This is a genomic window from Microvirga sesbaniae (assembly GCF_025460805.1).
GTDB lineage: Bacteria > Pseudomonadota > Alphaproteobacteria > Rhizobiales > Beijerinckiaceae > Microvirga > Microvirga sesbaniae.
In genome coordinates, this window is the sequence record NZ_JAMXFJ010000035.1 from 20,051 (window position 1) to 41,541 (window position 21,491).

Genomic DNA, 21,491 nt, shown 5'->3' on the forward strand with positions numbered 1-21,491 from the left:
AGGCAGCCGAGATCAGACTGAGCTGATTTGCCGGAGGTGACAAGCGGCTCAATTGGGGCGCGGCAGCGTGGCACACTTCTCGAGATCCAGTATAGACGCACCTCCGGGCAGCCGGTTCTCAATTGGCGGACGGCCATGAGCCACAGGTTTCCCGAAGTCGTAGTCGATCGAAAGAAACTCATCTCTGATCCAAAACTTTGACTGATCATCCTGCTGAGGCCAGAAACGGCCTTGTTGCAGACCGCGCCAGAGATTTCCGCGTCTGAAACCTCTGGCGCGGTTTTCTAAAGATCTCTGGGGGCCGGTAGGAGGAAGGATCCCATCGCCTGGGACGGCCGCAAGATGGGCTTTTCAGGTCCTTTGACCACGAATCGGGTAGCGGCTGGATCGAAGTCGAGTTCCAGGTCCATCGCAGCCTTGAGAGCTTCAGCGTTGGCCGGTCCATAGAGCCGGTCAAGAGACGCCGCATCGTCAGCGGAAACGAGAATTGAAAGATCCGTCTTCTTGGCGGCTGCGGCCAGCTCTGTCATTCCCGAGATCGGCTCGGCCTGATCGGTGTTTGTGAAGATGAACACGGCTGGCCGCTGTGGCTTGTCAGCCGCCTGTTCGCTGCGGCCGTGGATCGCTTCGTCAATGATCTGCTGCCACAGGAGGCGGGTCAGGAGATTGTAGGCCGCGGCATGCGGGCCGTGTCGGGTCGGGCAGCACACATAAACGGTTGCCGGGCCGCTGATCTCGACCCCCTCAGAGGTACTGATGTTCCGGTGGGCCGCCCACTGGCCGCGCGGATCGCCGGAAGCCCAGGACGTCTCGGGAGTATGAAAGGGCACCAACCGTTGCACGATCGCGTCATGGATCACCCGACGGCGCTCATCGGAAAGAGCCGCGTAGGCGCGCAATTCGAATAGTGCCCTTGGGCTCCCGGACCTGTCGGCGGCGGCAACATAATCAGCAGCTTGATCGTCAAGATGGTGCTCGATGAGGACCGTGCACAGCCCCATCAAGGTCGGCTCGACCAGACGCAATCCGCCGATGTTCGCGACCTGAGCGGTGGCGAGCTCCAGCAGGCCCCAAAGAGCGGAGATTGCTTCCTGCTCGATGGTGTCGTTGCCATCATTCGTTTTGATCTCTGGAATCCGATCGTATCGTTCTGCCCATTGGGTGATGAACGTTTCCGCGATGTTGCGCAGCCGTCGGGAGCGGGTTTCCGGATCGGTGCCCAGATTGATGTCAGCGAGTGGATTGTAGGAGCTCCCGCTGTGCCACCGAATGCGTGAGACGGGTCCCAGTTTGGCCCGGGTAGCAGCGGTGAGGTCGTAAACCTCTCCGGTCGGGTCGTCGACGATGTAGCTCGCCGATGTGCCCCGCAGAAGGGTCGGGACGATCACCCTCTCCACCCGCTGGCGCGAGCTGGCTCCAAGGAGGAGGGTGTTCGCGTTCCGGGTCGTGCCGTGCGGAACGCCCCGGCGGTCCTCCCCGAGCGTGAGGATCGCACCGTGGGGAGCGATGATGGCATCTTTAGAGAGCCCTAGTCCAAAGAGTTTTTTGAGAAGGTCTTTCACGTGGTCTGATCCGTTCGGGTGGACAGGAAAGAGAAAGCGACTGAGAAGTTCGAAATCCTGTTACGCAGGAGAGGAACGCACAGGTCCACGTTTTGCAGAACTTTGCGGCAGGTTTTCGCAGCCAGGCGAGAACAACGACACGCTCGGCGTCCATCGCCGGGGTACGTCATCCCCGTCCGCACACGGAACCTGCGGAACGGTCCCTGGTGACGGCGGTCGCGAGCAGGCTAAAGGTCGCTCAGATCGCCCGATATGAAAGGCGCTCCTGATGCTCGGGTTCTTATCGGGACAAAAACACTCGAACTTGTCCAAGCCCACGGCAGGACTTCCGGACGTCTTGGAGCCCTTCGCGGCCGAAGGGGCGTCGCGGCTATCGCCGCCAGATACCATGGGTGGACCGGCCTGAAATCGTCACATTCGTGCGCGACGTCGGAGGTGACGCTTCATTAACCATCAGCTCGCCCAAGGCCACCAATGCTCAGACCTCTTGTTGCCCTTGCCCTCGTGCTCGCGACCCCAGCCTTCGCTCAGACCAATAGCCGTCCCGACATCATCCGCGGCCTCTGCCGTCCTGATGGCTGCGACGAGTTCGCCATCCTGTCGGCTTCTCCTCTGACCAAGACAGGGGAGGGCACACTCATGCAAACCCGGGTGAAGACCTTCCATGCCAGCTCAAGCGGACGCAGGGAACTCAGTGAGGAGAACGGGTATGTGTACTGTTCGCGAACCAAGCCAGCGATTGTGGCCGAGAAGGCTGGGCGCACGATGGCGTTTTATCTCGCGCCGTTCGCCACCCGGGAGAGCCGCGAGACCATCCGTCAGAACGCCAACTTCCATGCCTTGTACTTCAGCATCTGCCATGGCATGGAAGCGGGCCGGGCGGCGGTCCGGAACCTGCCGGGTGTCGCCCAGGAGCTCGGCTACAGGGTTGCTCTGCCCCAGTCGCAGTCTGTGGCCCTGAGCGGGGTCGAGGACATCCTGCCGCCTGAGAACCGGCGCTCAGCCGAGGCGAGGAATGACAGGCACTCGGCGCCGCCAGCGAGCACGCCGCCTGCCGTGGCTCAGCGGGACTGGGCTATCGACGGGCCGGCTGGCGAATTCGGAGGATACCGTGAGGCGATGCCACCCCGTCCGCTGCCTGATAATGTGGAGCGGGAGGAGGGGCTGCTGGCCGGTCCGCGCCGCCTGACCAACCGCGCCTTTGATGCCCTTGATGAGGTAGGCGACTGGATGCTCGGACGGCGATACTGATCCGAAGGCAGAAGTGCTATTTGTCATGGCGCCAGCGTAAGCTGTCCCCAATAATCTTCGGACAAGAAGTAGCCCATGAGCCCGTCGTCACAATGGACCCTGTTCCTCGCCCGCCCTGGACGAGAGCGGCAGCACGTCATCCGGGATCCTCAGGGCGAGCCCCGGATCCTCTTTGGTGAGGACGATGGCACACGGATCAACGATCGTCTGGCGAGATATCTTGTCGAGAGCCTGAATGCGGGTCTCGTTGTTGACGACCCGAACCTGGACGAGGGCTGGTTCCTCGACAGCTCGGGCGACGGTAACGAGCAGGATCCGGCCATTCTCATTTGCGACCCCGATTTCGAGATCCGGCTCGAGATCCTCGATACGGGCAGCCTTGAAGAGGATCGGGCGCTGGGCCGAAAGGTTGTGGCCCTGATCAATACCTACTTCACCCAAAACGAAGTTTCACAGCCAAGCGCTGCCTCCGACAGCGCTTCACCAGAGAGGCAGCAAACCGGCTCCCAACGTGGAACCATTGAGAAGAGAAAATTCTCCCGGTCAGGTCCATGACCGACACCCGCTAAGGACTTTTTGTCAAAATACCTGTTGCCAGCCAAGTCTTGTGTAGGCGCAAAAGTTAAATTGTCAGCACTGAGCAAAGGCAAAATGTCCCATTTGCTATCCCTAATGAGCTCAGCTCATCTTTGCGTGTTCACGTGACCGGCAAGGCAAGGTGGATCACCACTGGGGAGCGTAAGCTGTAAGACGCCGCTCGCTTAGACACCCGCGATAGCTCCTCGGAGAGTGCCCATGCACGTTGTCATGCTCGCCTACCCCTGTATGACCCAACTGGACCTGACCGGGCCCTTTGAGCTGTTCGCCCGATTCGAGGAATTGTCTCTTCATCTGGCCTGGAAGTCCTCCGATCCGGTCGTCGATGGGAGTGGGCTGGGCCTGATACCGACCACCACCTTTGCCGATTGTCCGCAGGCGGACATCCTGTTTGGTCCTGGCGGGCCTGGGCAGATCAACCTTATGGCTGACAGGGAGGTTCTCACCTTTCTCCAGGCCCAGGCTGAAAACGCTACTTACGTGACCTCCGTGTGTACGGGGTCACTGGTATTGGCCGCCGCCGGTCTGCTGACGGGCCATCGTGCTACCTGCCACTGGCTGTCGCTCAACCAACTCGCCTATTTTGAAGCCGAGCCTGTGGCGGAACGTGTTGTGGTAGACCGCAACCGGGTGACCGGGGCGGGTGTCACTTCCGGGATCGATTTCGCTCTGACGCTCGCGGCAGCTCTGTTTGGTGAAGATCGGGCCCGGCGGGTGCAGCTATCCATGGAGTACGATCCCGAACCACCATTTCCTGGAGGATCTCCGAGCAGTTCTGACCCTGCTGTCATTGCGACGGTGCGGGAAGGATCGGCCGCCTTTCAGCAGCAGCGAGAAGAGGTGGCACAGACTGCGGCGGCTTTGAGAGCGCAATTTAGCCAGTGTTCAGTGAGCAGTACTGCCAAGTGATATTTGCCTCGGTGAGTTCCCTCGAAGGGCCACTCAGACTGACTCATTACTGGCTCCTCGTCAGCAGCGCTATACAAAACTTTTGGACACGTTCAAATGACACATCACCCAGTTCCATATAGCGTCGTCAGCGAAATCATGCGAGCAGGCGACCTGCACTAAGCTAATGGACTAGCAGCTCGGCAGGGGCTTCGGATGAGCACCGAAACAGCACGACTTCTTCTGCGGCGGTCGACCCGAGCAGATGTGCCAGCGCTTTTCGGATTCCTCTGCGACGCTGAGGCGATGCGCTACACTCATCACGATCCTACCCTTCGAGGATAATTCATAGCCTGCCCGTTCTGAGCGCTTAGGCCCAGTCCGGCCGCCTCCGCTGCTCTGCCAGGATTGCAGCCGCATCCCAATCATGCTCAACGGCCATCATCTTGACGTGCCATCCACCTTTGGAGCGTTCGGCTAAGGCGTAGCGGGCATGCGGTGAACCAGCCGCCATTGTATGCGGGAAGGGAGCATCATCGTGAAAGGCTTGAAGCCCCACGCTGCTCGGGTTCACGATGAGCCGACCGTCGTCCAGGGTCATAACCCGCGGAATATGAGTGTGACCGCACAGGATCAGGGAGGCGCTGGTTTGGCCCGCCCGGGTGGTCGACTCATTCCGTATTGCCGGACGGCAGCTTCCATTCTCCAAGGTTTCGAGGAAGTAGGTGAGATCACTGTCTGGGGTCCCATGAACCGGGAGTACATCGTCCCCGATGAGAAGGGTCTGTGGCAGGGTGGCCATCCGGGCGCGCTGCTCGGAGCTTAAGTTCTGGGCAGCAAAAAGGTCCGAGGGCCCCATTTAATCCTGCGATATGGTGAGAAGCTGACGCTCATGATTGCCGCGTACGGTCGGCAATCCGAGGCTCATGAGCCGTTCGGCCGTCGCTGAGGGCTGCAACGGCCCGAAGACGGTATCTCCAAGATTGACGATCAGATCAGGGCTTTGCTGAGCGATATGCGCCAGCACGGCCTCCAAAGCAGCGTGTTTCCCATGAATATCCGCGATGGCTGCAATCTTCACAGCTACCACTGAGCAAATAAGGCGGGACCTGACAAGACTGCACCACGCTTACCTTTACTTCGCTGGGCAGCAAAGCCTCTGCGTTTCATGATAAGCGGCCTTAGCTGAAATCGATACGGCAGTCCTGCCCTGCTTCATGGGGTTTGTGGTTACCGGCACTGGCAACGGCGCGAGCTTTTTGAAAGGGAGCCTCGTCCTCCCGCGCAAGCTGTCCAAGCGTGCGAGCGCCCGCCGCGTCCGGAGAGGAGCAAAGCAAGCTCTGAGCTTCTGCCAATCATGAAGTGCCGTAGGTGCGCTGAGCACCCCGATGAGGTGGACGCCCCCTCGACAGCAGCACTGTGCCATGATGGCGCTGTCTATCAGCCATATACAAGGAGGCCTCCGCGGGAGAAGTTTGCACAATTGGATTTCTCCGTTCAGGTTGGACGAGTTGGGCTTTGCCGGCAAGCAGGCCCTGATCCGAACTGTGGTGCGACGGACCAAGATCGACCGCAACCACGTTGAAGTCGCCTTCCGCGTTCCACCGCCAACACCTGCAACCTCAAGCCTGTCGGAATCTCCCCCAGACAGCGATTTTCGGCGCCATTATACGGGCGATCGTGGAGCGCACGATTGTATGCTCGTGCGCGACGGCTGCCTGGCCAAGGGAGGGCTTGCCGGCCACCACTGAGATGGGGATCTACCTCGCGATCACGAAGCTGTTCCGGGCGAGCGCTTCCTGGCGGCCTATGCCCGTCGCCTCGATGTGTGGTCCGGTCCCGCGCTGGAGGTGGTGCGCCGCAACTCTGACAACCACATCGTGCTATTTAAGCCGTGATCGTGGTTGTCGGGGTGAAATCGTGGCGCTGCCCTGCTATGTCGAAGAGGCGAGGTGTGTGGTGCCGGCAGACCGCAGCCGCTGGGCAAGCGCGCGGAACGGGTCGGCTCCAAGAGCGTGAATCAGCCCTCGGGCGCCGATGTACTCGCAATTGAGAGCCGCCAATTCCTGGCCAAGACGCAGTGTTCCAGAGAGCACGGACCCGTCTACCTGCCAGCCGTGATCCAGGATTTGCCAGATCAGCGCTGCTGTGACCATATCGCCCGCTCCCGCCGTGTCGATCACTGACCGAGCGTCGACAGCCGGAAGGGAGATCCAGTCATCGTCCGGGGATAGCCGGAACTGCAGGCCGCGTGCGCCCAAGGTGATGATCATGGTTGACGCCGGCGGCAAGGCACCTGCGACGATCTCCGCCATCCGCTCGGCTGAGATTTTCACAATGTGCGCGAGTTCCATCGCCTGCCGGAAAAGGTCAGGGTCCCGGATGGCGGATGGCTCGAAGATGATGAGGGTACCCTGTTCGCGAGCCCATGTGGCAGCATGGAGAATAGGGGCGGACACACGGTCGAAGTACATCACTTGAGGAGGGACAGCATAGCGAATGAGGCGCTCGACGTCGGAGGCTTCGATGCTGGACCACCGGCCCAACGAGGTTCCGGTCAGGGGATCGACCCGGCGAAACTCATGATGCCCAGGGGCGCCACCGTCTTCGCGCGCGACGAGGTGCTCGATCACGGGCGTCACGATGCCGGGGTCGGCGCGCACCATCGACACGTCGCAGCCCAATCCTTCCATCTCGACTCGGACCTGCCGGCCGGGGACATCGGCTCCGATGCGATAGAGGCCTAGGGTGCGCGCGCCAAGGGCGGCCGCGTTCGCAAGGACGTTGCCGCTGCTCCCGCCGAGGGCACTGAACGCAGGCTTCCCGTCCGGGCTGAAGATCCGGTCGAGGGCCACGAAGCCCGTGGCAACCAGCAAGGGATGGCGAGCGTGTGTCATAACGGGCACCGGCTTTGGACAGTGTCAGGATCGCGGATCAGCGGGACGGAAGCAATTCCGGTTGGAAACGCCAACTGTCGCCACTCTGCGACAGCGCGGCGAGATAAAACAGCAAACCGTCAGGGCCGGAGCACCCTCCCGGAAGCAAGTTCCAGCACGTCGCCAAGTCCGGGGATACCCGATCCACACTGAGGGAGAGCGGAGCGGACAGAAGCTCAAAGTCGTTTCCCGGCCAGCCTCCCGAGTCGCCGATGCATAGGCTTTGCGCCTGAGGATCCACCCTTTGGCTTCGCAGCGTGGCCAAAAGGTTCAGTTTCGAGACCCCCTCGGCGAGCACATCAACTGTGTGACCCGAGCACAGCATTCTTCGGTTGGGCAGCCTCCCCGCGTCGACTCGTTGAGCCAGCAGCCTTCGCAAGGCGACGGGGCTAACGGGCCGGCGCGGAACGAGGGACAGTTGATATGGCTTCTCGCCCAGGCGATCCAACCACCGGGCGATTTCCTCATCGTCGGCGAGGGCGCGCGCAAAAGCGGCTAGCGATGGATCAGCCGGCAGGTTTCCGTTGGCGGGCGGAACCGCCAACGTGCCGATATGGCCGCCATTGTAATATCCGATCGTGATCGCCGGCCAATGCCGTTCGGGCAGGACGCTCTGGAGTTCCTCCGCGATGGAACCTCCACGGCCTGTTGCGAAGCCGATCCGCAAGCCGCGGTCGAGCAGGTGGACGAGGGCGTTTACGATGCCAGGACCGGGCGGGGTGCCCGCATGCCCGGTCCAGACGCACGTTCCGTCGTAATCGAGAACCAAGCTATCGATGGGCGTGTCGGCAAGCGCCGACATGAACGCTGCGGCCGCGGCGGCGATGGGCTTCGTGGTCGCGACCGGGACTCCCGCGTCCCGGGATGCCTGCGCCTTGCGCCGCACCGGGGGAGGCTCCAGCGCGGGCCGCACCCGCGCGAGGTCCTGTGCGTCGTAGAGAGCCCGTCCAAATTCCGCGACACCGGGCCGACCCGGGTCGACGCCTTGCGCCTGTCCGATCCCGCGGGTGAGCTCGTAGGCCGCGAGGAGGGCCGAGATTGGCCCACCGGGACGAGCGGAATCGATCTGCACCTTCACCCGTGGGATGGCGGCGGGAACCGCGGCCTCGATCGTCGTCCAGAGCGGCTCGCCCGTAGGCGACACAAAGCCGATCAGGACTGTCTCGGCGGCGCGGCGGTGAAGCCACACATGCCGGCCATGGGCGAAATTCCGCAGGTCAACGAGCTGCGCGTTGCACAGCGCAGCTTCCCACAGGTTTGTTTCCAGGACGGAGGCGGCGGGCTTGAGCAGTGGATCGTAGGCGATGATGGCCGTCGACCGTCGTAGTGCATCCCCCGTCGGGTCGTGGAGCAGAATGTCTACGCCCGCCTTCGGGACGATCTCCTCCATGGTGCCCGGCACGGCGTCCGGGTCAAGGGCGCGGGCAACGAGCACAGCGTTCATGAGGAGGCTGTGCGTCGCCAGAAAACCGTCTTTGGGCTCCCAAGGCTCGAAGAGGTGCAGGCAGGTTCGCGCAAGGTCGGCCGCGCGCGCTGTCAAGGCGGTCCCGGCCCGGTTGGTGAGGACCGAGATGCGGGCCGGCTCGACCTGGGCGGCAGCCTCCAAGGCAGCGGCAACATCGGCATTGGCCCCGCCGGCGCTGACAACCCAGACATGGCGGCCCTGGGCCCGCTCCGGCATCGCAGCGATCTCAAGGGGGGTCACGGCCTCCGCCGCGCGCCCGCCCACCCGACGTGCGGCGTCGGCGATAAGGAGGGCGGTGATGTAGGATCCGCCTGATCCTACCGCCAGGACATCGGCGACGCCGCTGAGCGCGAGATCCTGGCTCAGGCTTGAGACATCCTGCTCCATTGCCTTGCGCCACGTGAGCGGCAGGGTTTCCAATTTTGCGTCAAAAACGGTTCGCTGCACGGAATCTACGCATTTGCCACGGTCCTGGAGGGAGTGCTGTAGGCCGGACGCAGCTCCTCCCGGATCTCTTCCAGGAGGCGCCCAAGCGTGTTCTGGCCTTGGCCGTTGACCTCGCCCCAGAACCGGTTGACGGGCGAGTCAACGGTGGCGGACTCTATCAGCCGAGCGGCCCCGGTCGAGAGAAGAATATCGTGGAGGTCCCTATGCTGTGAGAATTTCGCCCGCAGCACGGCACGCATGCGGTCCACCTTGGTCCGCGACCAATTCGGCGCCACGTCCCAATAATAGAGGCCGTGCGCGGCCATGGCGAGGAGCGCCGGGCTGGGCGCGGCCATAAGCCACTCGCGGACCTCGGGCCGGCGGGCCTTTCCGAACTGGTAAGCGTGCTCGGCGGTCGGGAACGTCCGGCCCTCGAACTCCATCGTCCGTCGATAGAGATTGCTGAACACGCCATACGGCCGCTCGCTGGCCCGGTAAAAGCGAATCTCGTCCATTGGGACACCCCTTGCCCTTAACTCAATTTGTGCAATAAATGTATATGCAATAAATTGGAAAGGATCAAGCGGTGCGGCGCAGGCCCGGACGACCCAGGAGCAAGGTGAAAGGGGCGGATCGCGCGGTTGCGCGTATCCGTGCAGTGAAGGAAGAAATGCGCCTTTCGGATCAGGGGCTCGCTACCCTCGTGGGAGTCAATCAATCCAGCGTGCATCGGGCTCTGACCAGCCCGCGGCCAGCGTGGACCCCCACTATGCAAAAATTGTGGGCTTATGCAAAAACGCGGGAGCGGCGGAGACCGGCGGAGGGCTCCGCTGACGAGCTCGATGCCCTGCGCGGGCTGCTCCGTGACGCGTCCGGGGGCACGCTCGAAGGGCTTGAACGCCTCGCGCAGATCATTAGAGTGGTGGCCGAAATCCGTCGGGCCGCGATGCGCCCGGAACTCCCATAGTCAGCAAGACCGGGCGAGTCGCTGCCACAGGGCAGTCATGGCCGGCCCGCACACGTGTGTAGGCAATGAAACAGGCGCTCGCCGAGCGGATGCTCGCGGAAGTCATGCGGTGGGACGTCGGGCGGCTCGGCGAGGAGTGGCCTGTGCTCGATCGCATGGCGCGGCTCAAGTACGACGAGTACCAGCAGTTCCTGCCGGGGCGCAAATTTATCGAAAGCCTCGGGCTTTGGTTGTGGCAATTCAAAACCCTTGAGGAGCGCGAGGCGGCGTACGCCTGGGTCAAAAGGCGGTTGGTGTTCATCTCGACCCAAGAGATGCGCCAGCTGATCGAATCCGCGTTCCCTGACGTAGTGCAGCCGATTCTGCTCAGGAAGGCGGCTGGGCGGATCCCGAACTGCGCACCGCACCGCCTTCTCAAGGTCATGCACAGCCCCGAGTACCAGAGTGTCCGGCGTCGAAGCCTGTTCCTGGGCCTGAGCGACGGCGCGCGCATGGATATCTTCCGCCGCGCGGCGGGCCTGAGCAATGAGCAGGTATGGCAGGCCTACGAGGTTGGCGATCCCAAGGCGAAACGCTTCCTCAAGGACCTGCAGAAGGAAGAGGGTCCCGATGCGCGCTTCGAAACCATCTTCCTGATCGACGACTTCACAGCCAGCGGCACAAGCTACATTCGGAAGGACGATGGCAATTGGACCGGCAAGATCCAGAAGGCGGTCAATGAGATCCCGTCCGAGCTGGTCACGCCCGACCGGGAGATCCATATTATCCTGTACATCGCAACGACCGGGGCCCTGGTCCATATCGGGGATCACTTGGCCCGCTTCGCCGCCGAGAACCCGGTCGGGCCGGTGCCTAAGGCCGCGGCCGTGTACACGCTGTCCGGACAGGTGGCGGTGAGCGACCAGCACCCCGAGGATGCCGAATTCCTACGCCTCATCAGAGGGGAGGGATACTATCGGACGCGGCCAATGGACTCCCACGAGAAGAAGGGCCGCACCGACGACATGAGGCTGGGTTACGCGGGCTGCGCATTGCCCGTGGTTCTCGTTCATAATACGCCAAACAATTCCGTCTATCTCCTGTGGGCGAACGAGCCGGAAGCTGTGCATGGCCTGTTCCCACGAGTGACCCGGCACAAGGACATCTGACGTGACCCGCAACGCCTTTGCGCTCCGCACATCGGAGCAATCCTCGCCGGACGATACCTTCACCCGCTATTTTGCCGCGGATGCGCTTCAGATCCTGCCGGACGATGTCTTCGTGCCGGGAGCCCTGGTCATCAGGAGTGCCCCTGGAGGGGGCAAGACGTCGCTGCTGCGGATGTTCACGCCCGGGCCTCTGCTGCAGGTCGCCCGCAACCGGAAGAATCCTCCATACGACGAGATCTACAGCCAGCTCGACGCGCTGGGCACCTTCGACAGGACTGGTCCTGGGATCCTTGGCATTTATCTGTCGTCCAGCAGCGGCTACGCGGAGATCGGGCCGCCTCTGCCGGAGGAGCTCTCCCGTGGCCTGTTCCGCGCCCTTCTCAACGCCCGCATCGTGCTGCGGACCTTACGCGCGGTCTGCGCCTTGTCCGACCTTGACTACCCGAGCGGCCTTGGACGTCTGCAAATCGAGACGGAGCCGGGACTGTTCGATCAAGGGGCGGTGCCCCAGGAGGCGTCCGCCACCGATCTGCGGGCGTGGGCCGAGCAGACCGAGGCTCTCTGCCTGCGGCACCTCGACACTCTCAGCGTGGGCGAGCCGCGCGGGGGCCTTCCGGCGCACCCGGGCATCGACGCGATTCGGTGGCTTGCCCAATCCCGCTTCTGCCTGGACGGCGCCCCGCTGGCCCACCGTCCCCTCCTGATGTTCGACGATGTCCAGCGTTTGCGGCCATGGCAGCGCGAGATCCTGTTCGCGGAGTGCATGGAGCACCGCACGGCCGTCATGGTTTGGCTGGCCGAACAGACCAAGGCGCTTGATCCACAGGAGGTGCTGAGCGCAAGCCGCAGTAACAGGGACTACCGTGTCATCCAGCTTGAGAGGGCCTGGAGCGACAAGTCGAAGCGGTTCCAGGCCTTCGCGACCGCGATCGCCGACCGCCGCCTGCGCCAGGTCGGCGACGATCTCCAATTCGCGGCCTCCTTGGCGAGTGACCTCTCCGACCAGAAGATCCAGGCCCGCATCACCGCCGCTGTGAAGGAACTGCGCAAGGAGATGTCAGAACGGGCGGCGGCGACGAACCGGTATGATTACTGGGTGCGCATGGTTGCGGAAAGCGATCACGCGACCTCGGCGCAGGAGGCGATCGACTGGGCACGCGTGGGCATCCTGATCGCCCGTGACCGCAACAAGCCGCAACGATCGTTCGACCTGGAGCCGCTCCCGGACAGCGACCTGAACGCGTCTGGCGTCGCGCAGGCCGCAGAGCGTTTTGTGGCGCAGCGGTTTGGAGTGCCATACTATTACGGCATCGAGCGCATCGTTCGCCTCGCCTCGTACAATGTCGAGGAGTTTCTGCAGATCTGCGCGGCGCTCTACGACCTTATCCACGCTTCGCGGGTGGTCCGCAGCCGACGCCCCACGGCCGTCTCGGCTGCTGACCAGGAGGCCGCGGTGCGCAAGCTCGCTGAACGGCGCTTTGCCGAACTGTCCAGGAGTGTCCGTCACGGCGAGATGGCCCAAAAGCTCGTTGAGGCAGTTGGCACGATGTCGCGGGAGCGCACCTACGAGCCGAACGCTCCCTACGCACCTGGGGTCACGGGCTTCGGTTTGAGCGCGGAAGACCGAATCATGCTGGCTGATGCAGCCTTGGGCAAGAAGCCGTCCCTATCGATCTACACCGATCTGGCCGCGGTGCTGACCTCATGCGTCGCGCAGAACGTGTTCGATATGCGGGATATTCGCCATGACAACCGCGAGTTCACGGTGTTCTATCTGAACCGTACCTTGTGCGCCCGCTTCGATCTGGTCTACCACATGGGAGGCTGGCAGCGCGTGTCGCTGCGCAGGCTCGCCGAGTGGTGCCGGGGCTCGCTTCCGCAGGCCGTCGGCCGTCTCAGCCTGACCTGAGGCGGGAGGCTTTGCACGATGACGAGGTGGTGGAATCCCTACAGCCGGTTCGTGGGGCCGGGATTTGACGGCTTCTGGTCGGAACATCTCGCGCGACCGCGCAAGCTTCTGTTCATCGTAGGGGTTGGTTTCGACCCCCGCGTCCTCGGCCCCTTGCAGAAGATCGTCGCCGCCAAGCCCAACGCGGAGCGCCACTGTATCGCCATCGATTTCCAAGACGGCTTCACCGCCGACGAGGCGGCAGGGGCATTCCGTGACGTCAACCAAACCGGCCTCAATGCATTGTTCCCAGGCGGAAGTCTCGATGTCCGGCGCTTGGAGCCGAACGATCAGGACGGTATACGCAGCGTATCGCGCAACACGGCGCTCATGCTCGGGGACGTCCGGAGCTTCTCCGGGTACACGGACATCGTTCTCGACATCAGTTCGCTGCCTCGGATCATCTACTTGACGATCTTGAACACGCTGTTGACTTGGCTTGTCGACAAGGACGCCGAATGGCCGCTTGGGGCATCGACGAACCTGCATGTGGTCTACGCAGAGGCCGCAGGCATCGACAGCCGCATTCAGAAAAAGGAGCTGGAGCCGGACCTTGCTCCAATCCACAACCTGTCCATTCGCCTCGACGAAGAGGCAACGGAGGCATGGCCGACGGTCTGGTTTCCGGTGCTCGGCGAGGGCAACGCTGAAATCCTTGCGCGAATTGCCGATCATGTTGTGCCTGAGGACGTCTGCCCTGTGCTGCCGGCCCAGACCGCCGACCCGCACCGGGCGGACAACATCATGCATGAGGTCGGCGAGCAGCTGTTCGAGCGTTTCGAGGTCGATCCCCGTGACATTTTGTATGCCACGGAGGACAATCCGTTCCAGCTGTACCGAAGCCTTCTTGGTGCCATGCAGCGCTACGAGGAGAGCCTTGCACTTGTCGGCGGTGTCCGCTTCGTGCTCTCCCCCCTGTCCAGTAAGGGACTGTCCGTCGGTGCCCTGCTGGCCTGCTTTGAGAAGCGGTTGACTGGGAACCAGGACCAGGTGAGGGCGGGGCTCGCCTACGTCGAGACGAGGCGCTACGAGGCCGGTTCGCTGAGCGCGGACGACCATGGCGTGCCGGTTTCGTTGTGGCTTGCTGGCGAGTGCTACCGGATGGACTGAGCGGCTGCCGCTCGACGCTTGCCCGACCTGAGCCGCCAAGCGATCAACGCCGATGGCAGGTTTATCCTTGCTGGTCATGGTGGGGGCCTTGGGGTGCGTGACGTCAGGCATCATCATCCGCAATAACCTGCTCGCTAAGGCGTTGGCGGGCCGCTTAACGCGGCATCTGCCTGGATCGCCGAGCGGTGGGCCTAATAGAGACCCCGCTCCCGCTCGTGCTTGTCGTCCAACAGGGCATGCTCCTCCTTGGTGAGTTAGACCGGGAAGACGTAAGTCTCGGCCAAACCCGGACCATTGTCGCCAAGTCAACCCCCTGGTCACGGCGCAACAATCCCTGAAGATCTCCCTCGTCGTAGCCTCCGTTCTCCATGCGTATCCTCATCCGCCGCACGAAGCTGTCGTCGGAGAATGGCTCAAAGCCCCTGTCCTCGGGAGCTTCCCAGATCTTGAGGACGGACAATCGACGGGCTAAGTGTTTAGCTGTTTGGTGGCGGAACGTTGTTGGGACCGGTGCGTTGGGCGACTGAGGAATATACTTGGCGCTTCGATGGCTCGCGGCGCCCACCGCGTGCCTAGTGGAAGATCTGATGCTGTCCCTTCATCCCCAAGCCCGCACCACCCCCGCCGTTCACCAGCAGATGAACCGCGCCGAGTTTTCCGGAGGCTGATTATGGAACAGCACAGTCTTAGGAGGTACCGCGTTGAGAAAGCATCAGTTTCTCTTGATCGGCGATATCGCTGGGAGCGGTTGCTGAGATCGGCAGATCGTGCTGCCCCGTAATCATCACGCTCAGTCCTGCTCGCTCATCGTGAGTCGTCGTGACGCACGGCAGACCACCAAGTTCGTCTCGTCCTACGCATCGAGCTGGTCAAGCGGATAGATCGCCGCTTTCCCGATTCACAAAGCTAGGACCGACACGCATCGCGCCAATTTCGGAGCGTTGCCGACCCTGATCTCGCCGCGATAACGCTCGGACACTTCTTCAGCTGTCAGGTACTTTCTCTCGCTCATCTCGGCACCGCTCCATCACCCGTGCTCACGGTGAGAATAGCTCCCAGTGATCACGGCTTGAACTGATCCGAGAGGCTGCCGGTGGGCAGAGTTGTGCCCTCACACGACTGCTTACCGCAAGTGCGCTGGGGCGAGACAAAAAGTCTAATAACCGGGCGCAGTGCGAGCCTAGCGACGCGCAATACTCTCATCTCAGGCGAATGGCGCGGATTTTTGCGCCCAAGCTTGGCCGTCCAACAGTGGCGGCACCATCGACTGCGGCATCGAGCAGGCTGGTTTTCGACATGAGGTGATGGACGCCCTCCCAGAGCGTTTTGGCAGCCTGGTGCTCCGCAATCGTGCGCTCAAGATGGTCGTCGTAGTGCTCGCCCTTGATCCGGTCGCGGCCGATGTAGAACAGGACCTGCAGGTCAGCGAGCTCTTCGACCGTGAGAAGCTCAAGAACGGCTTGGTATAGTTCGTGCGCGATCCGCGCCTCCTCTCGAAACTTGTCCCAGTCGCGATCGAAGTAGTCCATGCCGAGATCCTCGGGATCGTAGACCTTCACGGGGTGCGCCTTGGCCCACAGTTCAAGCGCAGCGATCGCCTTGTCGTCGCTAAGGTAGCGCAGTTCGGATTCGAGACCAACCATGGCGGCGAGCGGGCGCGACCGGCGGATCGCATCAACGGCCGCAGAGAACTTGCGGCTCCCGAGCCCGAAACGCTCCATGACCTGCCGCTTCTTCTCATCGAAGCTCGGTTCGCACCACGTCGCGTGGTCGCCTAGCACGCGCGCGATCTCCTCGAGATCGGCGCGCGAGCACTCTTTAGTATGCGTCCCAGTCGGCCGCTCGTCCTCGAGATCGAAGAGCCGGTTCTTCAGGCGCTCAAGTATGGCGCTCATCGCGTCGATGCTGTGCCGAATCAGCGGCAGGTTGACGATCGCGATGCCGCCCAGGCTTTTTCCGCCGTCGCGATTGGTCGCGTAACGCAATTCCTGGCCATCCTCGTCGATCCCAGCCAGGCTGGTCACGAACGGCTCGAGCTCGCCAATAATCCGAACAAGCTGGGCATCGCCGACGCCTGCACTGCGCAGGTGCTGCCAGTGCGAGTGGATGTCGTGGTTCACGGGATGGGTGGCCGCGATCATCTCAATCCGGTGCAGCCGGTCAATCGCGAACTTGAGCGACAGCTCCAGCGCGTGGCGGCAGTTGTAGAGGATCGGCATCGCTAGCGTGTCGCGGCTCGCGAAAAGGCGCTTGTCGATGACCGCGGCGATCAGCTCGCGGGCAGCTTCCAGGTAACCGTCGACATAGTTCAGAGCGTTGCCTTGAACGCCAACGCACGCGTTCCACTCGCCGTCGGCGATTACCTCGAAGAACGGGTCAATGGACTTGGGTTTCGTGCGGGTATCAGCCATTCGTGAGACCTAGCGCGACCGGCCAGTCGCTTCAAGTGATGCGGGCGGCGCTAGGGGTACGCCGTCCCTCAGGTCCAGCGCTAGGGCAGCTGGTTCTGAAGCGCCGCGACGGCCTCGGGTGAGCTTGGCTTCACATAGGTCCCGACCGTGACGGTGCCGACGTGCACGCCACGGGCGCGGAGATCCTCGAACACGGCTTGCGCGATCTCGGTAGACATGTCTGACGTTACAAGCTCCCTGATAACAGGCGAGAGTCAATTCGGGTCTCTCAGGTTGTAAGCGCGGCAACCCTGTTGGCCCGACCTTTGCTTCAAGCACCCCGATATGAAAAACGGCCGCTGTTGCCAGTGGCCGTGAAGTTTGTTGCTATACCAGGAAAATGGATAAATAGCGCGTGGGAAGGTACGGCGTATTGGTTGAGGAATGCTTATCTCGCCCGCACAAACTTAAGACTAACAATGTCAAAGCTTATGGTTAATGCGCTGCAGGAAAGTTGCGTGGGCTAGATTGCATTGTTCAGAGTGTCGTTTGTTTGCCAAACTGCTACTTGCGATTTTACCTCATAGGCTTGTTCGTCGGACTGAATTCCGAGGGCGATGGTAGCGCCCCACGCTCCGGCTGTGACGGTGACCGTTCAAACCGGCACCTTCGCTTGGTCTGATCTCTCCCCCTCCGCAACAATTTGCAGCATGTCATCGGGGAGCGGTCTCTGAAGTTTCAGGGCCTCTTCAGTCGGAGCATTGAGCCAGATGTCATATTCTTTAGGCGTGGTGAGGATGACCGGCATCGCTTTCGGATGGATCGGCCCCACTACGCCATTCGGCTCCGATGTCAGAAATGAATAGAGCAGGTGTTCACCTTCGACAGGATCAGCCTTCGTTCCACGTACGCCGGTCCACGGCCGCCAAATGCCAGCAAATGCGGCAAGGGGGCGCTCTTCATTCAGGGCGAACCAAACGGGTGTCTTACGGGGACGGGTATCCTTGTATTCTGAGAAGGACGTCAGGGGCACAAGGGCCCGGTACTGCGGCTTGAGCCAGGCACGCCAGAACGGCGAGCCAACATTGCGCACGTTCGTCACCGGATGATTGCCGACCTTCGGCGGAGGAGGGAACCCCCAGCGCATCTGGATCAGCTCGCGCTCGCCACCATGATTTCTGATGACCGGCGCCATCTGGTCCGGGAAGATCGCCGGCAGGGGAGGGAGGTTGCCTGCGCTATCGCGGGTAACATCGAAGGCCTGCCGCATCGAGGCCTGTGTTGCGTACGAGCTATAGAGATTGCACACGGGTGGAACCTTCCGTCTTGGCATCCGGGCGTTCGTTTCATCCAGGAGCATTTGTCTGCGCCCAACGTGACAATAAGCGCTGCCCCGCGCAACCCTTCAGGGTATAATCACTGCAATCGGCAGACCGCGTTTTGATTTGCGAATCATGACGCATTTTCGGTCCGCCACTTCACTCGTTTTCCATTGTTTTCAGATCCTTGACCGATGCGGCCAAACTCCAACCCTGCGGAATCCTTGCCTCAAATCTCCGTTTCGGAATCCGGCCGGCGGATCGGTGACAAGCAGGCTGAGCCCTATCAGGCTAGGATCGCAGCATCCGTTCGTGAGGCCATTCGACGGGGACGCTCAGGTGCGGTGCTTGCACCTACTGGCAGCGGCAAGAGTCTTCTGGCGGCTGGCGCCGCCGAAGACGCGATCGATCTGGGGAAGCCGATCCTTGTTCTCCATCCCGATGTTTCCCTGCTGCGCCAGAACTATGCCCAATTCCAGAGCGTTCCGGCTGTCAGAGGGGCCCAGACCGCGTTCTACGTCGCCAAGAATGAGGTTATCGGCGACGGTCCGATGATTCGGAATTCACTCGACGCAAATGTGATCCCCGCCACCAACATGTCTCTCGTCAACAAGCTCGATGACGAGGAATTCCTGCGCTCCCTCGACCGCTTCGGCAAAAGGGGAGGGGTGGTCCTTATCGACGAGGGGCACAAGGCTGCGGCAGATGAGCTCGCAAAGGTGCTCTCCCGCGTTGCCCATGCTGGTGGCTCCGGCATTGTTTTGACCGCCACACCATTCCGGACCGACGGCAAGGATCCGTTGGATGCCTTCGGTGCCAGCATCGAGCACGACCTGATCGACGTTGCCACCTATGACGAGGTCCTGGCGACGGGCCGCACGGTTCCCACCAGGTTCGATATCGCTACAGGAGAATTCGAGGCTCATCTCGGCACCGACGCCGTCCGGCTCATCGAGAGCGCCTTCCTCGCACTGCTGGCCGAGAACAAGTCAGTGGATCAAGCCTCCCAGCAGGCGTTCTCGCGGTTCTTCAAGGAAGGTGCGAGTGAGGGTGACAAGGCGATTGCTGCCCTCATCGTAGCCGCCGTCGCCAGGATCTGGGCGAAGCGTGCGGCCAGTGCCACCCTGGCGATGATCCATTGCGACAGCGTCGAGTTCGCCAAGGAGCTCTCCGGCTATCTGGCTCAAGAATGCCTCCCTTCCGGTCATCGTAGGGAAGGAGAGAAGCCCCGCGTGGCCTTTGTCGTGGCCGGGGAAATCCGCGTCTGGCGCAACGGCACCGAGGTAGGGTTGAAGGACGGCGAGGAGCCAGGTCGCAAGATCAAGCGCGACGATCTCCTCGATGCGGCCCGTGCCGGCGGCTTCGACATTCTGGTCAACGTGAATGCTCTAGGCGTCGGTACCGATGTTCCACAGACCGACCTCAATATCCTGGCCTGTCAGGAGCGATCCATCGGCCCGGTGAAGCAGATCAGTGGGCGAGGAGAACGGGCTCATAAGGCGTCTGGGAAGACGCACCAAGTCTTCGTCGACGTCGGCAATTCCATCCTGCGCATCTTCAGCGACATCGACGCCATGCGCCGGAACGATCCGGAGCGCTGTCGGCGTCAGATCCGCGGGCTGGCCGCCCCGATCCGGGAGCAGTTCGAGGCATGGTTCGACAAGGATCCCAGCCTTCGTGAGCAGATCGAGGAACGCCAGCGTCAGATCCGCCTCCGCATGGGCGAGGGGGATAGCGAGCAGTACGACGATCCGCTCGACCCCACGATGGAGATTGGCGACGAGGACACCCTTCCGGTGCCGAAGCCCTTTGCGGCCGGTCTCATGGCGACCGGAATGCGTCGGTACGATTCCGAGACCAAGAGATACTCCAGCCGCGTGGCGCTGTTCTGCGACCTTAAAGAGTTCAGGCTTTTTGACGAGGAAGCTGCCCCGGATCTCCCGCGCTGGCTGGTTGCCACCCACGACGAACGGACCGGGGCGCAGCAGGCCTTCCTCTGCAAGACCCAGGATGTGGCCCGCAAGTACGTGGCCTTCGTTGGCATCCGCCACGACGGCGACTATGAGAGCGCCAGCCCCACGGACAAGCAACGCCGGTTCCTCACGAGCCTTCAGCAGGCACGGCCTCTCGCACTCCCGTGGCTCACGGGATTTGCAGCACCGGCCAACGCGACCCAGATGTCGGCCGCCATCGATCTCCTCAAGGACAAGGCAGGACTGCTTGCCAGGTTGCTCAATGTTGCAGCTGTCCGGCTGGTCGAGCGGGCAACGGGTGCTCACAGCCTGCGGCCTGACCTCCGCTCGGTCGTTTTGGACCGGCCCAACCAACTCACCCCACAAAGGCGCGATCTTCTCGCCGCCTACTGCCGGCTGCGCCAGCGGTTCGCCGATCTCTATCCCTATGCGTTTGGAGGGAAGCCGACGGCTTTTTCCGTCACGACCTTCGACCCGAGCGTACTGCCTGAAATCAAGGCCATCGTGGCGAACACGAACGTGCGATTCTTCATCATCGACAACCCTGAGAAGGAAGAGCAACTCCGCCCGAGCCTCGCCGAGGGCCTGATCAAGTCCTCCATCGTGGCGGTCGGCCCGAAAGGTCCGAGCGAGCAGTGGATCCGACAAAAGGCAGGGTTCGGCCGCCATGACGATGCAGCGCGTGCGCGGGAGCAGAGTTTCCGGGACTATCTCACCGACCTCGCCGATGGACCCGTGAGCAAGGACCAAGCGATGACAATCACGCTCGCAAGGACCGAGTATCTCGAGATCGTCGCTGCGAAGCCCGGGAAGGAACTCATCAGAGCAATGCCTTCAGCCGTGATGAACCTCTTGCTGCTCCTCGGAGAGGAAGGTGGGATGCCCGTGCCAGGGGAGCAGGTTGAGCTCATCCAGGACGCCATTCAGAAGAACCGGACAGACATTGCAGTCCCGTTCTCACTACCCCGGCTTTGTGCTCGATACGCCCAGCGACAGGTGCCAGCGCAGAAGAAGGTCCTGAAGGATCTGGAGAAGGCAGCAACCTTCAAGAAGAATCGGGATGCATACTTGCGCTCCCAGAAGCCGACATCCCTAGCTTCGTGACAGCCAGCATGCTTCAAATAAAACCGGCTGTATCGAACGAAAAAGCCCCAGCCGAGAGTGTAAGGGATCTCGGCCAGGGCCAACTCCAAGCATTAGGGCTATGGAGAATGTTCGGGCTGATACGCAACGCGCCCGTTGCAGGCAATTTGGACCGGCCAGGCTTAACATTCGGTGTAGGCCGCTAATCCCAACCTAGAGCGCTGATGGTAAGAACCCAACGGAACGTAGTATCTCGGTGTTGCTAATAGGCGCTTGCGGCCCGCGCCTGTACTTGCGGCGACGCGGAGCCTATCCTAGGCCATCGCGGCAGGGCGCTGCAGATGACCGATGAACTGGCATTTAGGCGGGAGGCCGCCGCCGAGTACGATCATGCTTTTTCGCATGTCTCAGCCCATTTCGTTCCGTTC

The 21,491-nt window shown here is 62.0% G+C and carries 15 protein-coding genes; 6 read left to right on the forward strand and 9 right to left on the reverse strand.

The annotated features are described in order from the left end of the window. Positions 1–284: 284 nt before the first annotated feature. Positions 285–1,562 carry a type IV secretory system conjugative DNA transfer family protein gene (locus OCW50_RS27135; RefSeq protein ID WP_262267353.1) on the reverse strand — a complete coding sequence of 426 codons (1,278 nt, stop codon included), beginning with the start codon at positions 1,560–1,562 and terminating at the stop codon, positions 285–287. Between the two features lie 474 nt (positions 1,563–2,036). Here OCW50_RS27135 and OCW50_RS27140 point away from each other — a divergent pair, with 474 nt between their 5' ends. Then, positions 2,037–2,813: a hypothetical protein gene (locus OCW50_RS27140; protein WP_262299740.1), complete on the forward strand. Its 777-nt coding sequence runs from the start codon at positions 2,037–2,039 to the stop codon at positions 2,811–2,813. A gap of 87 nt (positions 2,814–2,900) precedes the next feature. On the opposite strand, the gene OCW50_RS27145 is transcribed toward OCW50_RS27140, so the two are convergent. Then, a complete protein-coding gene (locus OCW50_RS27145) occupies positions 2,901–3,254 on the reverse strand; it encodes a hypothetical protein (protein ID WP_262267351.1) in 354 nt (117 codons plus the stop codon). Positions 3,255–3,608: 354 nt separating this feature from the next. Here OCW50_RS27145 and OCW50_RS27150 point away from each other — a divergent pair, with 354 nt between their 5' ends. Then, positions 3,609–4,319, forward strand: a complete 711-nt coding sequence (locus OCW50_RS27150; protein ID WP_262299741.1) for a DJ-1/PfpI family protein — start codon at positions 3,609–3,611, stop codon at positions 4,317–4,319. Between the two features lie 838 nt (positions 4,320–5,157). Here the strand turns inward: OCW50_RS27150 and OCW50_RS33510 are convergent. The 4 genes from OCW50_RS33510 to ybiA form a co-directional block, all read right to left on the reverse strand. Continuing rightward, positions 5,158–5,379: a metallophosphoesterase family protein gene (locus OCW50_RS33510; protein ID WP_373371523.1), complete on the reverse strand. Its 222-nt coding sequence runs from the start codon at positions 5,377–5,379 to the stop codon at positions 5,158–5,160. 853 nt (positions 5,380–6,232) lie between these two features. Next, positions 6,233–7,195 (reverse strand): PfkB family carbohydrate kinase, encoded by a 963-nt coding sequence (locus OCW50_RS27160; RefSeq protein ID WP_262267349.1) that lies wholly within the window; start codon positions 7,193–7,195, stop codon positions 6,233–6,235. Positions 7,196–7,232: 37 nt separating this feature from the next. Continuing rightward, positions 7,233–9,119, reverse strand: coding sequence for a hypothetical protein (locus OCW50_RS27165; protein ID WP_262267348.1), 1,887 nt, complete (start codon positions 9,117–9,119; stop codon positions 7,233–7,235). A 32-nt stretch (positions 9,120–9,151) separates the two neighbouring features. Continuing rightward, positions 9,152–9,640 carry a riboflavin biosynthesis intermediates N-glycosidase gene (ybiA, locus tag OCW50_RS27170; RefSeq protein ID WP_262267347.1) on the reverse strand — a complete coding sequence of 163 codons (489 nt, stop codon included), beginning with the start codon at positions 9,638–9,640 and terminating at the stop codon, positions 9,152–9,154. Positions 9,641–10,157: 517 nt separating this feature from the next. On the opposite strand from ybiA, the gene OCW50_RS27175 reads away from it, so the two are divergent. The 3 genes from OCW50_RS27175 to OCW50_RS27185 are packed head-to-tail and all read left to right on the forward strand — an operon-like array spanning position 10,158 to position 14,298. Next, complete coding sequence (locus tag OCW50_RS27175; RefSeq protein ID WP_262267345.1) at positions 10,158–11,240, forward strand: phosphoribosyltransferase-like protein; 1,083 nt, start codon at positions 10,158–10,160, stop codon at positions 11,238–11,240. 1 nt (position 11,241) lies between these two features. Then, entirely contained in the window at positions 11,242–13,149 is a 1,908-nt protein-coding gene (locus OCW50_RS27180; protein WP_262267344.1) for an ORC-CDC6 family AAA ATPase, read from the forward strand. Positions 13,150–13,167: 18 nt separating this feature from the next. Then, positions 13,168–14,298: a hypothetical protein gene (locus tag OCW50_RS27185; protein ID WP_262267343.1), complete on the forward strand. Its 1,131-nt coding sequence runs from the start codon at positions 13,168–13,170 to the stop codon at positions 14,296–14,298. Positions 14,299–15,497: 1,199 nt separating this feature from the next. Here the strand turns inward: OCW50_RS27185 and OCW50_RS27190 are convergent. The 3 genes from OCW50_RS27190 to OCW50_RS27200 all read right to left on the reverse strand — a co-directional run bounded on the left by OCW50_RS27190 (position 15,498) and on the right by OCW50_RS27200 (position 17,997). Then, positions 15,498–16,709, reverse strand: a complete 1,212-nt coding sequence (locus OCW50_RS27190) for a DUF3775 domain-containing protein (protein WP_262267342.1) — start codon at positions 16,707–16,709, stop codon at positions 15,498–15,500. Positions 16,710–16,789: 80 nt separating this feature from the next. Continuing rightward, positions 16,790–16,927 carry a hypothetical protein gene (locus OCW50_RS27195; protein ID WP_262267341.1) on the reverse strand — a complete coding sequence of 46 codons (138 nt, stop codon included), beginning with the start codon at positions 16,925–16,927 and terminating at the stop codon, positions 16,790–16,792. Positions 16,928–17,343: 416 nt separating this feature from the next. After that, positions 17,344–17,997: an SOS response-associated peptidase gene (locus OCW50_RS27200; RefSeq protein ID WP_262267340.1), complete on the reverse strand. Its 654-nt coding sequence runs from the start codon at positions 17,995–17,997 to the stop codon at positions 17,344–17,346. A 204-nt stretch (positions 17,998–18,201) separates the two neighbouring features. Here OCW50_RS27200 and OCW50_RS27205 point away from each other — a divergent pair, with 204 nt between their 5' ends. Next, on the forward strand, positions 18,202–21,084 hold the full coding sequence (locus OCW50_RS27205; RefSeq protein ID WP_262267339.1) for a DEAD/DEAH box helicase: 2,883 nt from the start codon (positions 18,202–18,204) through the stop codon (positions 21,082–21,084). Positions 21,085–21,491 lie beyond the last annotated feature (407 nt).